Raw genomic sequence first — 13,008 nt, 5'->3', positions numbered from 1 at the left:
ACAGGCCGGCATTCCATGGATGGACGATCTATGGTCGCGATAACATTGAAGGAGGAACGGTCATGCTACAAGAAACGATCGGTATTATGTTCGATTCACGCATGTACCGGGGGATACCAGCTGGGAGGACGGGTCAGGAATCACTTGCGAATGTTGAACAGGCAGCGGCCTGTTATGGATTAACCCCTTGTTTTTTGCGGCTGGAGGACGTGGATGCGGATACCAAAACCTGTATTGCTTATGTAAAAAAAGAGGGCATGTACGTTCGTCAAAGAATGCCCTTGCCCTCCGTTATTCATAACCGGGCTCTCCAGCTTCGCCGTTCGGAGCAGCATCAGGTAACCAAACTATTGTTGCAGGGCATACAGGTATACAATGTACGCAATCGATACCGCAAAGACCACATTCACGAGATGCTTTATCAGGACCCCGGTCTCAGGCAGCACCTCCCCCGTGCGGTCAAGGCTACACCTGAGTCTTTGGCATATATGATGGAAAATTACGATGATCTGGTGATCAAGCCTTGCAGCGGAAGCATCGGTCACGGCATTATGCGGATATTTGAAAAGGATGGTCAGTGGAAACTGACATGTGAGACAAGGACTTCACGCAAGGGATGGGCCACCTTTCGACTGAATAAGGGACAACTGCCATCAGCCACCCTGCGCCGTATTTTCCGGCATGCCTATCTCATTGAAGAGCGGATACCTCTGGTCCGTTATGAAGGAAGACCCGTAGATCTGCGGGTATCCGTGCAGCGTGGAAGCGACGGTTTGTGGGGGATCACGGGCATATTCGCTAAGGTGGCTCCGGCTCATACGTTTGTTACCAATATCGCCCAAGGTAGCAAAGTCATGACGCTGGCTGAAGCCCTTGACTTGCAGGCAACCGATTGGCATGCACTTGAACTGGAGGCCAGAATCCGATCTGTCGGGCTCCGAATCGCACGGACGCTGGCTTCCAGCCTGCCTCATCTTGCGGACCTTGGACTTGATCTGGGGATAACAGCGAAGGGCCAGATTTATTTTATCGAATGCAACGGAAGGGATCAGCGCTACGGTTTCCGGAAGGCCGGAATGACGGAGACTTGGAAAGCCAGCTACCGGCAACCGATGGCTTATGGACGTCTGCTTCTGGAGCAGAATTCGCGCATACCGCGGCAGCCCCAGACGTATGATCGTGGCCTATATTGATTTCGTGGGCATTCTGTGTCAATATTATGCAGAACGGCCGGTCCTGCCGGCCTTGAAGTTCGCACTAACCCTAAGGGGGATATTCATGGCAAAAACGCTGTTGCGGTTAATGACCGAGCTTTCTTCTCGCAAATGGATCTCCCGGACTGTGGGAGCCTTCTCCAAGAGCCGGGGAAGCAAGGCATTTATCCCTTATTTTGTCCGGACCTACGACATCCCTGTTCAGGAAGCTGAGAAAGACTGGAAGGAATATCGTTCTTTGAATGATTTCTTTACCCGTAAACTTAAACCGGGCATGCGCCCGCTTGAACTTTCAGAACATGCTCTGATCAGTCCGGTAGATGCCAAAATTACGGCAGCCGGTCCTGTATCTGCTGGAACGCTCCTGAATGTTAAGGGACAAAATTATACACTTGCTGAATTATTAAACCACTCGCCACATCTGGAGAAGTACAAGCACGGTTATGCCTTTGTCCTGTATCTCAGCCCACGCGACTATCATCGCATTCATGCGCCTGTTAGCGGTCGCCGCATTGAGAGTGAACATATTAAGGGCAAGGTATATCCTGTAAATGATTTTGGTCTGACCCATATGAAATCGGTGCTGAGTCGCAACGAAAGGCTCATTACGTATATTGCTCATGACTTTGGAGAAGTTGCTGTCGTGAAAGTAGGCGCAATGAATGTGAGCAGCATACAGTACGCTGGTGCAGATGTAAGTTCATGGGCACAAGGCGATGATCTCGCATATTTTGAATTCGGTTCCACCGTCGTACTGTTAACGCAGAGCGGCACATTCGAACCGAAACCAGGCTTGCAGCCTGGCGACTCCGTCAAAATGGGAGAGTTGCTCGGTCGATTAAAACCAATCCATTGAGCAATGCGCAGATGATTCCTGAATAACAGGAGTCATCTTTTTTAATTTCCGATCTAAAGAAAGAGATTACACAGAACTTTGGCCTATATAAAAAATATAAAAAGGTACTCACAGCCGGAACACCTTTTTAGGGTAAAGTGTCCAGGCTATGAGTACCTTTTGCTAATCAGAGAATTCGATTATCCGCTTCAGAGCTATGTAGAAGTGGATGATTACCGTTCCCATTCCATGTATACATGCAATACGAAGCTAAGCTTCGTCATATTGGTTTTCAGACCATTCCTTAAAACCATACGTCCTGCATTTCCTCTGCCGGTTTGGAGCGGCGCAGGCGGTTCCGGAAAATATTAAAGCCCTTAATAGAGCATCCCCGGTTGCGGACCCGACGTTTTCCGTTCATCACAAGTTCCCCTTTCGTCTGGAATGCTACATACTTACCCCTGCTTTCCAGCTTTGAAACGTTGCCATATTCTTCCGGTCAGAGAGAAGTCCTATCGAATCTCGGACGGACTTTTGCCGGTGTACTGCTTGAACTGACGACTGAAGAAAAAGATATCGCGGTACCCAAGGGCATCTGCCACTTCGGTCACATTCATGCCAGTGTGCACTAACAGATGCTCGGCCCGCTCAATGCGCATGCGAATGATATAGGATTGCACGGACGAACCAATCAATTCCTTGAACTTAATCGAGAAGTATCGAGGCGATAATCCAGCCCTTGCCGCGAGGTCTTCCACGCGATGTGTTATCCCCGGATGCTGACGTACATAGTTAGCAACCTCCTGGATGACATCAGACAACTGGTTGCTCACCTTTTTCTCCACAGGAGATTCCGTGTCCGCGCGCAGCAAATGAATCATCAGCTGTTTCAGAATCAGTCGGCTCTCCTCATCCCGCCCATATACATCGGATAGAAACAGTCTTACATACCGAGCCAGCAAATGCTCGAATTCCACCGTTTCCAGTACCTCACGATAGGACTGGGGAACATCATTAACGGGTATATCTACATCAAAATGAATATACGTAAGTACCAACGGTTTTTGCTTATTATGTGTTGCAGTAGGATGATCGCCTGGCCTGAACAGAAAACAACTACCCTTGCCAACTTCATACGACCGGTCATTCAGCACAACGGTCCCTTCACCACTCCATACATAAAATAAGTCATAGTTTTGCATCGGTTTTTCCCGCTTCTGCCACTTCCATCCCGGTTCGCAGACAATTTTGGCGACGGCGGGCAAAATAACAAAAGATGACGGCGATGCCTGCAGCATGTCGCCACTCCCCCTTGAAAGTTAATCTCTTTTGCATACTGCATCAAAAATGATGAGATATGTGTTTATATATAATTTCTGCTCCTGCTGGAGCGAAACGCCTTATCCCATTATACAGCGGAATTCACCGAAACGAAAATGTGCACTTCTCCCATGCTAACCGCATTCTTCTTATCCCCTCTTGAATCTCCCCTTTCTCCAGATGTGCAAAGCCAAAACACACAGCCGGATGACCTGAAGTCAGCCGATAACGCCCCGCATCGCGGAACAGGACACCTTCTTCCTGAGCCAGTGCCTTGAACCGCTCGTAACTGTTGATATCCCCTTTCCACGTAGCATAAATATGCAATCCAGCATCTCCCGGCTGCATGATGAAAGGTTCCGGTAATTCCCGCTTCATCTCACTGACAAAAAAAGCATGCCGTTCCCCATAGAGACGGGTTAACCTTCTTAGATGGCGCAAATACCCTCCTCGGGCCATAAACTTCGCAAGTGCACGCTGCTCCAGAAGGGCTGGAGGTACGGGTTCATACAGTGCTTTTGCAGCGATCAGTGGCTGCACCAGACTGGGTGGCAGAACCGCGTAACCAAGCCGGAAGGATGCAACCATCGTTTGTGAGAACGATCCGACATAGATGACCCGTTGTTCACGATCGAGTACTTTGAGCGGTTCAATCGGCCTACCTCCCCAGCGAAATTCACTATCATAATCATCTTCAATAATGACAGCATTTCGCTCGGAGGCCCATTCAAGTATGGCTCTCCGTCTATCCAGGCCAAGGACAGCCCCTGTAGGAAACTGGCGGGTTGGTGTCACAAATAACGTCTGTGCTTCCCAGGACTGCGGAACAATCCCTCCGGTATCTACTTCCGCTGGAATAATCTTTCCTCCGCAGGACCTAACGGCATGAGCGATTCCCTGATATCCCGGATTTTCCAATACGACAGCGGCCCCCTCAGGAATAAGCAGCTGCGCCAGCAAAGTGATGCCCTGCATGGAACCACTAAACAGCACGATCTGTGATGCCTCAGCCTGAATGCCTCGTGTCCACCTCAGATGTGATGCGATGGCCTCACGCAGTTCAGGGTCTCCGGCAGCACCACTTTGTTCATGCGACCCGCTTCGATGAACGGCGGCCAGCGCACTTTTCCATTCCGCTTGTGGGAAATGCTCGGCAGGCATACGCTGTACATGGAAGTTGATGACTCGTTGCTCCGGTGCAAGGGCTGACGGTTGTTGCTTTTGATTCTGAATATTCAGCGTACTCACCCGCTCTCCCCATGGAGAAAGTTGAATGATTGCCTCCTCTTCCTCATGTTCCTGCGCTGTTAAGGTGTCCGAAACAAAAGTTCCTCTCCCCCTATGTGCCCGCACATAACCATCCGCGAGCAGCATGTCATATACCTGGGCCACGGAGCCGCGTGACATTTCATATTGACGTGCCAGCTCTCGGGTGGAAGGCAGTCTTGTGCCTCCAACCAGCGTCCCTGCATGGATGGCGTCACGCAAAGCATGGTACAATGCCTCGTATTTGTAACGGTGTTGAACCACGTATGAATCCATAGGCAGCCATAATTCCATCGTGCACCTCTTTTTCCGAAAAAATTGGTCTATTAAAGTGAATGTAAATTGGATCTTTTTATATGTCAATGCAGGTTCTATTGTTATGGCTAAGGTACAGCGATCTAATCCACATGCCATTCAAGGGGGAACACCGATGAGAAGAAAAGAATTCAATGTAGATGAAGAGCAGGAAATGATAACATTTCTGGATCAATGCTCCTTTGGTTTTCTAGGAACGGTCAGTCCAGATGGGCAGCCAAGGGTAACACCGCTAAACTTCGTATATATGGACGGTTGTTTTTATTTCCACGGCAGTCTTGCCGGAGAAAAAATGAAACAGATCAAGCAGGATTCCTCCGTCAGTTTTACCGTTGCAGAAGAGTTTTCCCTGATTCCATCTTATTTCAGTGATCCCGAGTTAGCTTGTCCGGCAACTTCTTTTTTCAAAAGTGTAATGGCATTCGGACAGGCAGAGCCGGTTCAGGATCTGGATATCAAGGGCAAGGTTCTTCAACGTTTTATGGAGAAACTCCAACCGCAGGGCGGATATATCCCCATTAATGCAGCTGATCCCCGCTACAAGGGTAATCTCAAAGCGGTTGCTGTGGTCCGCATTGTTCCTGAACGGGTCAGTGCCAAGTTCAAATTTGGACAGAACCTCTCGGCTGAACGCTTTGATCATATTAGCGGCGAACTGGAACAGCGTAACGAAGGACGAGATGCGGAAACTGCCGAAATGATGCGGAAATACTGTCCTTTTCATCAGAAATAACATCCATTTTCTATCGTATAATCAATCGGGAGAAGTGACATTAACCTCACTCAAAAACACCTGCAACAACGCGGTAAAGTGATAAAACTGTCATTATGCGTAATTTCCGTGACGGGGGCAATGTAAGGTGTTATAATGTTAGGCAGTTGAATCCCAAAGACTTGGAAGGATGAAAAGAATGAATCCACTGGCTGAACAGTTGAACGAAAGTATTCAGGCAGGCAGCAGTCACGTCTACTCCATGCTGTCGCAGCTCGGCAAAGAAATCTATTTTCCAAAAGAAGGTATCTTGAGTCAGTCTGCAGAAGCAGCAAGTCTGGCCAAAACCTACAATGCTACAATTGGTATTGCCCTGGAGGGCGGTGTGCCGATGCACTTAGCTGTTATTCAGGATAAGCTGTCTGCATATCAACCGAAGGATTTGTACCCTTACGCTCCGCCTGCAGGAAAGCCTGAGTTGCGGACCGTATGGAGAGACAAGATGCTGAAGGAAACACCTTCCCTTGAAGGTAAAACGTTTGGTAACCCCATTGTGACTAACGCATTAACTCATGGACTGAGTATCGTAGCCGACCTGTTCGCCGAAGAAGGGGACGCTGTTATATATCCGGATAAAAACTGGGAAAATTATGAGCTAACCTTCGGAATTCGTCGTCATGGCGAGTTAGTTCATTATCCCCTGTTCGATGATCAATTGAACTTTAACAGTGCAGGCCTGCTAGAAGCGTTGCTTGCGCAGAAGGACAAAGGCAAAGCCATCGTGCTGCTGAACTTCCCGAACAACCCGACAGGTTATACACCTGGAGCTGAAGAAGCAGATGCAATCGTGGATACGATTCGTCAAGCAGCTGAGGCTGGTGTGAACGTTGTTGCTGTGACAGATGATGCTTACTTTGGTCTCTTCTTCGAAGATTCCATTCACGAATCCCTGTTTGGCAAACTGGCGAACCTCCACCCACGTGTGTTGACTGTCAAAGTTGACGGTGCCACAAAGGAAGAATTTGTATGGGGCTTCCGTGTTGGATTCATCACGTACGCTCATGAAGATGCTGCAGTTCTCCATGCTCTGGAGCAAAAAACACTCGGTATTATCCGGGCAACCATCTCCAGTGGTCCGCATCCTTCCCAAACTTTTGTATTGGATGCGCTGAAAGCACCTGAGTTTGAAGCACAGAAGTTGGAGAAGTTTGAAATCATGAAAGGCCGCGCCAACAAAGTAAAATCCATCCTCGATAGCGGTAAATACGGTGAGGTATGGGATTACTATCCGTTCAACTCCGGTTACTTCATGTGCCTGAAGCTGAAGGATGTCGGCGCAGAGCAACTCCGGACCCATTTGCTACAGAAATACGGCGTCGGTACTATTGCGCTGGGTGAAGCCGATCTGCGAATTGCCTTCTCCTGTATTGAAGAATCCGGACTGGAAGATCTGTTCGATACGATTTATCGTGGAGTTTTGGATCTACAGACAACTTAATTTATATGCAGTAATGCTTATCCAAATAAATAAGTCAGGGAGCGGACTTGCATCCGTTGCCTGACAAATATAACACCCCTTTGTATCCTGATGAATGCCTCTAGATACAAAGGGGTGTTTTGTGTTCCAACCTGAAAACGTATGGCTATCTTGACGGGCAAATGCCCAAAACGATGATTTTCAGGCTCTACCGGGCAACGGCCCAATCAGCCTATCCCCAAGGCACATAATATACGATGTACGCAAGGGCGTGCCTAACACCACTTGAAAGGGGAATGACCATATGTCTGGAGTAGTTGAAGAAACAAGAGGCGGATATGGATGCGGCGGTTACGGTTACGGAGGAGGATTTACAAATACAGGTGCCATTCTCGTTCTGTTCATCTTGCTCGTCATTATCACAAAATCGTTCCTCTGTTAGTCCATACGTCCTCACCAGGATTCGGAACAAGGTAAGCTGACTGTAGCACAAAGAAGGGTATTCCGGGATACAGCTCGGAATACCCTTCTTTTGTTATGTTACGCAAGCGTCCCTAGTCGGCGTTGCCATTGGACGCTAACTAGTCATACGCCCAACCGTTCATTCATCCTCTTCTTCCTTCAACCACTTGTTCCCCTGAGAACGTCGCATCAAGTAGATGACCAGCACACCAAGGACCAGTGCTGCTATGGTCATGCTCAGTCCACTCCATCCCGCAGCCAGCATCGGCAACCACATAAGCAGAGCAACCAGCGCATGTAGATTCGAGATGAACCCTAGCACCTGGGATCGACGACTCTCTCCCGAGATGGGATAAATCATAATCCAGAACGATTCACTATGACTGCGTCGCAGCGCACCCAGTTGCACACCTGCAAGCAGCAGGAAGAACAGGTATACACCAATACCGAAATAACTGCCTGCCGTCCACCAGGACAGCAACATGCCCAGTACAACCAAGCGCACCACGATGGAGAACACTTCAGTTCGGATGAACGTTTTGGTAATCAAATAGCGATAGGCTTTTCCTGCATTCCACGGAAGACCACTCCCCCATTTGCTGAGCCAGCGACGAGAACTTACTTTTTGGCCTGATGAAGGAACATCTACGAACCATCCCAGCGTACGCATCACTCGTCCAGCCTGGCCCTGCTCCACCTGAATGAGACGTTCCCATGAAACCCGATGTTTCAGAGGGATACGCAGAGCAACGATATATACAACAGCCAGCAGCAGCAGGAACCAGATGCTGCGCTGCGGAGACTGCCACAACCAGGCGGCAATCGCCAGTACAGCCAACGCCCACCGGAGCAAACGATATCCTCTAGCGGCACCGATTTGCACCATGCGCAGTTCCTGCCAAGCCCCATAGCTCGATAACCCTTTCCACAACAGGAGAAGCAGGATAAACCAGCCAAATGGCCTTGCATCCTGATCTGCTCGAACATAGAGCGGCCACAACGTTACAAATACGAGCAGCATACCCAAGGTTTTATAGATCATGCCACGAGCGAAGCTGTTTTTCAGATATTCGTGCATCCGATATTCCTGCGGACGTAAAAATACGATGTCTGCCGGATGCAGATATGTACGATAACTGCTAAACAGCACCAGGGGTGCCAGCAACAGCAACGTAATCCAGCGAATCGGAAATCCCGCCGGAATATGCTGTACAAACGATGTATACCAGGCGGAGAACGCAATGACGAGAAATAAGAAAACCATGGCTACGCCGCTCTGAATGACATAACCCAGATAAGGAAGAATTCCATTCCAAAATCCCGTGCGTCTTTGCTTCCATAACTGCTTCAGATCCATACTTAATCCCTGCCTTGTACAAGGGAATAGAACATATGCTCCAACGTGGCGTTCGATTCCCCGAATTGAGTACGCAGCTCATTCAGCGTCCCTTGAGCAATGACCTGTCCTCGGTGCAGGACAATAAAACGGTCACAGTAGTTTTCAATGGTGGACAGAATGTGTGAACTCAACAAAATGGATGATCCCGAAGCCTTCATTTCAAGCATAAAATCAAGCAAAGAGCGGATTCCGAGCGGGTCAAGTCCCAGGAAAGGTTCATCAATGATATAGAGTGGCGGACCTGCCACAAAAGCACACATGATCATGACCTTTTGCCGCATACCTTTGGACAGGTGGGTCGACAGACTTGTGCTTTTCTCATTCATGCGGAACAAGTCCAGCAGTTTCTCCGTACGCTTTTTGAAATCAGCCTCAGAAACACCATATGCTCTGGCCGTAAACTCCAGATGCTCCATGACTGTCATCTCGTCATACAGTTCAGGAGATTCCGGTACAAAGGCCATGGCAGATTGATATACCTGTGGATCTTCGTCCCGCTTCTTGCCCATGACCCGCACTTCTCCCTGTTGAGGAGTCATCAATCCTAAAATATGCTTCATCGTAGTACTTTTGCCAGCACCGTTCAATCCGATCAGTCCGACCATTTCTCCGCGTCCAACTTCCAGATCGATGCCGTGGAGGACCGGCCGCTTGGCACTGTATCCTCCGCTTAGCCCGTTGATTTTCAATACGGGTGGTTGAACGTTATCCATCTATCCCTGCACCTCTTTCGTCAGGTTTTATTCTTCAGAGCGTGTCTCTTTACCTTTGCTCCATTTGGGAGCGCCCTTGTTCTTGCGATCCTGGTCCCGTTCAGTTCTGCCAGTATTGCCAGCTGGCTTGCTGCCCGCCGGACGTTGATTCGATGCAGCAGTTCTAGCACCGCCATTGCGGCTCGCCTGACCAGGTCTACGATCCCGGGACTGCCCTGGTTTTCTAGAGAAAGAATGGCCTTCAGGCCGCGTATCCGGACGCGGATCAGCCTCCAGCACTTTACCCCCGAACAATACACGTTCCGGCAATTCGATTCCAAGTTCCCGCGCAAACTTGCGCATAATGAAAATTTGCGTTTCGTCCACGATCGACAACACGATACCACTGCGACCCATACGACCTGTTCTTCCTGCACGGTGAACATAGTGTTCCGAATCAAATGCAGGGTCATAGTTAATGACCATCGGCAAACCTTCAATATCCAGTCCTCTGGCTGCAACTTCGCTCGCGATCAATAGTTGCAGTTTTCCATTACGGAAAGCGGATAGCACGTTGCTACGCGTCACCTTGTCGGCATCGCCATACAGCGCAGCTGCGGAGAAGCCCAGATGATTCATTTTCGCTTCAACCTCGCCAATATCCTCGGTAGCATTCACAAAAACGATGGCGCGATCCGGGTTATACTGTCTAACCAGACGACGCAGCATATCAATTTTGTTGCGGTTTTCTTCCACAAAATAAAAATGCTCAAGTCCCGCCGCAGTTGCCCGGTCCGGTTCAATTCCGATCTGTACCGGCTCTTTCATCTCCCGCTTCGCGAGTCCAGCAGTATGTTCATCAATCGTTGCTGACAAGAAAATAAGCTGACGGTCGCGCAGGGCACTGCGCAATACGAAGTCCACATCACTTACCCCGCCGAGCTGGAATACCTGGTCTGCCTCGTCAATAACAATCGTGGAGACGTTGTGCATTTTCAGCTTTTTCAGCGTGATCAGTTCCTTCAGACGTCCTGGCGTTCCTACAACCAGTTCCGGGTGTTCACGCAGCTTCTCGATCTGACGTTTTACTGCGGCGCCACCAATTAGCCCCAGAACGCCAATTTTGCGTTCTTCTCCATATCGCTGTGCTTCGCGTACAATCTGCATCGCCAGCTCTTGTGTAGGAGCTATGATGAGCTTCTGTGTTCCTTTTACATCACTTTTGATGGATTGCAGCAGTGGCAGCAAATAGGCGAGTGTCTTGCCTGTTCCCGTCTGAGATTTTGAAACCACATCACGGCCTTCCAAAATAACCGGGATCGTCTGTGCCTGTACCGGTGAAGGTTCGTTGATGCCATGTTTGGCGAGTACAGCCTCAAGATCCTGTTCTACGCCAATTGAAGCAAATGTTTGATTCGTCATGTATGTCCATCCTTTAAATTTATTCGTTATGACGCTATATACATTCAACTAATAAATATTTACACTAACACTCCGATGACAGAACAACCTTCCGATGCAGCTTTCTTGCAGAAAGCTTTTTGGCGAAGTGGATGCTTTCGAAGTAGCTTTCTTGCAGAAAGCTTGTAGCTTCGCTTCTTCAGGTTATTTCTGTCCTCTCCGTTATCGTGTAAATGTTTAGTTGAACATATATAGCCCTGCTTGTACTAATAAAACCGAAGCCTGTCATCACATTACCTTTCATTATATGCGAAAAAAGCCTACGGACCAAATCTTATTCATGAAACATGTCTTTGCAGACAAAAAAAAGAAAAGCCCCTCGGCGGAGCCCTTCTTTTATCCGATATATGATGCCCATTGTTGCATCTTACTTCTGATTCATTACACCGTGCGACAGCCTGTCAGCGAGACGCGGAAATAGCTGATACAGCCACACTCCAGCCGAAGCCAGTCTGGGCAGATTCACTTCTTCCTTGCGCTTCTTCATCGCACGGATCATATGCCCCGCAACCTCTTCCGGCTTCAGCATCATCCAGCGTACATTATTAACATAGTTACCGGAGGGGTCTGCCCGTTGGAAGAACGGTGTATCGATGGGTCCGGGATTAATGGTCGTTACCGTGACTCCAGTCTTGCGAAGTTCCTGGCGCAGGGCATTGCTGAAGCCAAGTACAGCATGTTTGGTTGCCGTATATGAAGCGGATTTTGCAGTTCCGATCTTGCCAGCCATGGAAGCTACATTCACGATTTGTCCTCTGCCTCGTTGTAACATCTGCGGCAGTACTGCCTTGGTGCAGCGAACAATGCCCATGTAATTAACGTCCATCATCTCATCGAATTCCTGCACAGACATATCCGTCATCGCTGCAAATTTTCCGTAACCAGCGTTATTCAGCAAAATATCGATTCGTCCGTATTTCTGCAACATCGCATCCACGGCTGTCTGAACTTGCTCAGTATTCGTTACATCTAACGTGAGTAGTTCATGTTGCCCTTTCAGCGAAGCACCAATCTCTTCCAGCTTGTCCCGCGAGCGGGCAGCCAGAATCGGGATGGCTCCTTCTTCTATCAGCATCTGTGCACAGAGCGCACCAATTCCGCTCGACGCACCTGTGATAAAAACAACCTGATCTTTCAACATACCCGATGTCCTCCCGTATTGAACACATATTGCCCCAAGAGGCGTATGGTTCTATTCTACGAGATCATCACTTGAATATCCATCTCACCGATTCCGTCCATCAGCAAAGGAATACTCAATGCCTTCGTTGCACTAAAAGAACTCACGTATTCGGAATTCATCACTTGTGGAGGTGTAATATCAACAACGACACCCTGATTGGACAGGATGGTACTTGCATTGCCGCTAATCATATTGCCAAGTTCAGAAATAGCACTTTTACTCATTTCGTCCATTTCTGTAATGACAAAGCCGCCCATCATAGCAGAAACGATTTTCAATGCTACCGACTCTTGTATTCCAAACACGATGTTTCCGCTCAGTTGTCCAGTCATTCCGATCACGATCCAGACATGGTCTGCGATGTACTCCACATTTTTCACGCCAAGACTCCCGGTGGAAGGCGAAACCTGGATGAGCTGTTCGAATACGTTCCGTGCGGATTCCAGGAAAGGATTAATCACTTCCGCTTTCACTGTCTAATGTCCCCCTTACACTGGGTTATTGGTCACACACCAAAAGTCCCATATTCATAAATTTATTATACTTTATCACGTACAAGAATTCACCAAGAATTCGGCAAGGCATGTGTACTATAATTTATCGTCATCCGCGGGGCAAATGTTTATAGCTGATTCTAGCGAAAAAACGAGGCTTTTTGCATCTGTTGCAAGA

The 13,008-nt window shown here is 48.6% G+C and carries 12 protein-coding genes; 5 read left to right on the top strand and 7 right to left on the bottom strand.

Features of this window, described 5'->3' with window-relative positions; all coding sequences use genetic code 11:
- Positions 1 to 62: 62 nt before the first annotated feature.
- A complete protein-coding gene (locus tag CS562_RS20445; protein ID WP_099858060.1) occupies positions 63 to 1,193 on the top strand; it encodes a YheC/YheD family endospore coat-associated protein in 1,131 nt (376 codons plus the stop codon).
- An 85-nt stretch (positions 1,194 to 1,278) separates the two neighbouring features.
- Positions 1,279 to 2,070: an archaetidylserine decarboxylase gene (asd, locus tag CS562_RS20440; RefSeq protein ID WP_076290875.1), complete on the top strand. Its 792-nt coding sequence runs from the start codon at positions 1,279 to 1,281 to the stop codon at positions 2,068 to 2,070.
- A gap of 491 nt (positions 2,071 to 2,561) precedes the next feature.
- Here asd and CS562_RS20435 read toward each other — a convergent pair whose 3' ends face one another.
- Both CS562_RS20435 and pdxR read right to left on the bottom strand, forming a co-directional pair.
- Complete coding sequence (locus CS562_RS20435) at positions 2,562 to 3,347, bottom strand: helix-turn-helix domain-containing protein (protein ID WP_076290876.1); 786 nt, start codon at positions 3,345 to 3,347, stop codon at positions 2,562 to 2,564.
- A gap of 124 nt (positions 3,348 to 3,471) precedes the next feature.
- A complete protein-coding gene (gene pdxR / locus CS562_RS20430) occupies positions 3,472 to 4,929 on the bottom strand; it encodes a MocR-like pyridoxine biosynthesis transcription factor PdxR (protein WP_099858059.1) in 1,458 nt (485 codons plus the stop codon).
- 136 nt (positions 4,930 to 5,065) lie between these two features.
- Between pdxR and CS562_RS20425 the strand changes: the two genes are divergently transcribed.
- From CS562_RS20425 to CS562_RS33025, 3 genes are all read left to right on the top strand, one after another.
- Positions 5,066 to 5,683 (top strand): pyridoxamine 5'-phosphate oxidase family protein, encoded by a 618-nt coding sequence (locus CS562_RS20425; RefSeq protein ID WP_076290878.1) that lies wholly within the window; start codon positions 5,066 to 5,068, stop codon positions 5,681 to 5,683.
- A gap of 178 nt (positions 5,684 to 5,861) precedes the next feature.
- Positions 5,862 to 7,160 (top strand): aminotransferase class I/II-fold pyridoxal phosphate-dependent enzyme, encoded by a 1,299-nt coding sequence (locus CS562_RS20420; protein ID WP_076290879.1) that lies wholly within the window; start codon positions 5,862 to 5,864, stop codon positions 7,158 to 7,160.
- A gap of 283 nt (positions 7,161 to 7,443) precedes the next feature.
- A complete protein-coding gene (locus CS562_RS33025; RefSeq protein ID WP_162842448.1) occupies positions 7,444 to 7,581 on the top strand; it encodes a hypothetical protein in 138 nt (45 codons plus the stop codon).
- Positions 7,582 to 7,740: 159 nt separating this feature from the next.
- Here the strand turns inward: CS562_RS33025 and CS562_RS20415 are convergent, their stop codons facing one another.
- The 5 genes from CS562_RS20415 to CS562_RS20395 form a co-directional block, all read right to left on the bottom strand.
- Positions 7,741 to 8,958 (bottom strand): ABC transporter permease, encoded by a 1,218-nt coding sequence (locus CS562_RS20415; protein WP_099858058.1) that lies wholly within the window; start codon positions 8,956 to 8,958, stop codon positions 7,741 to 7,743.
- A 2-nt stretch (positions 8,959 to 8,960) separates the two neighbouring features.
- Complete coding sequence (locus tag CS562_RS20410; protein ID WP_076290881.1) at positions 8,961 to 9,713, bottom strand: ABC transporter ATP-binding protein; 753 nt, start codon at positions 9,711 to 9,713, stop codon at positions 8,961 to 8,963.
- Between the two features lie 27 nt (positions 9,714 to 9,740).
- A complete protein-coding gene (locus CS562_RS20405; RefSeq protein ID WP_076290882.1) occupies positions 9,741 to 11,114 on the bottom strand; it encodes a DEAD/DEAH box helicase in 1,374 nt (457 codons plus the stop codon).
- 406 nt (positions 11,115 to 11,520) lie between these two features.
- Positions 11,521 to 12,294, bottom strand: coding sequence for an SDR family NAD(P)-dependent oxidoreductase (locus CS562_RS20400; RefSeq protein ID WP_063566081.1), 774 nt, complete (start codon positions 12,292 to 12,294; stop codon positions 11,521 to 11,523).
- Between the two features lie 56 nt (positions 12,295 to 12,350).
- Entirely contained in the window at positions 12,351 to 12,809 is a 459-nt protein-coding gene (locus tag CS562_RS20395) for a chemotaxis protein CheX (protein ID WP_063566082.1), read from the bottom strand.
- Between the last annotated feature and the right edge of the window lie 199 nt (positions 12,810 to 13,008).

This window comes from Paenibacillus sp. LK1, assembly GCF_002750415.1.
Lineage (GTDB): Bacteria > Bacillota > Bacilli > Paenibacillales > Paenibacillaceae > Paenibacillus > Paenibacillus taichungensis.
Note: the sequence above shows the minus strand (reverse complement) of the source record. Positions and strands in the feature narration are given on the sequence as shown.

Coding starts and splice junctions, on each gene's coding strand:
- CS562_RS20445 (WP_099858060.1), top strand. CDS start 63: ATGCTACAAGAAACGATCGGTATTATGTTCGATTCACGCATGTACCGG.
- asd (WP_076290875.1), top strand. CDS start 1,279: ATGGCAAAAACGCTGTTGCGGTTAATGACCGAGCTTTCTTCTCGCAAA.
- CS562_RS20435 (WP_076290876.1), bottom strand. CDS start 3,347: ATGCTGCAGGCATCGCCGTCATCTTTTGTTATTTTGCCCGCCGTCGCC.
- pdxR (WP_099858059.1), bottom strand. CDS start 4,929: ATGGAATTATGGCTGCCTATGGATTCATACGTGGTTCAACACCGTTAC.
- CS562_RS20425 (WP_076290878.1), top strand. CDS start 5,066: ATGAGAAGAAAAGAATTCAATGTAGATGAAGAGCAGGAAATGATAACA.
- CS562_RS20420 (WP_076290879.1), top strand. CDS start 5,862: ATGAATCCACTGGCTGAACAGTTGAACGAAAGTATTCAGGCAGGCAGC.
- CS562_RS33025 (WP_162842448.1), top strand. CDS start 7,444: ATGTCTGGAGTAGTTGAAGAAACAAGAGGCGGATATGGATGCGGCGGT.
- CS562_RS20415 (WP_099858058.1), bottom strand. CDS start 8,958: ATGGATCTGAAGCAGTTATGGAAGCAAAGACGCACGGGATTTTGGAAT.
- CS562_RS20410 (WP_076290881.1), bottom strand. CDS start 9,713: ATGGATAACGTTCAACCACCCGTATTGAAAATCAACGGGCTAAGCGGA.
- CS562_RS20405 (WP_076290882.1), bottom strand. CDS start 11,114: ATGACGAATCAAACATTTGCTTCAATTGGCGTAGAACAGGATCTTGAG.
- CS562_RS20400 (WP_063566081.1), bottom strand. CDS start 12,294: ATGTTGAAAGATCAGGTTGTTTTTATCACAGGTGCGTCGAGCGGAATT.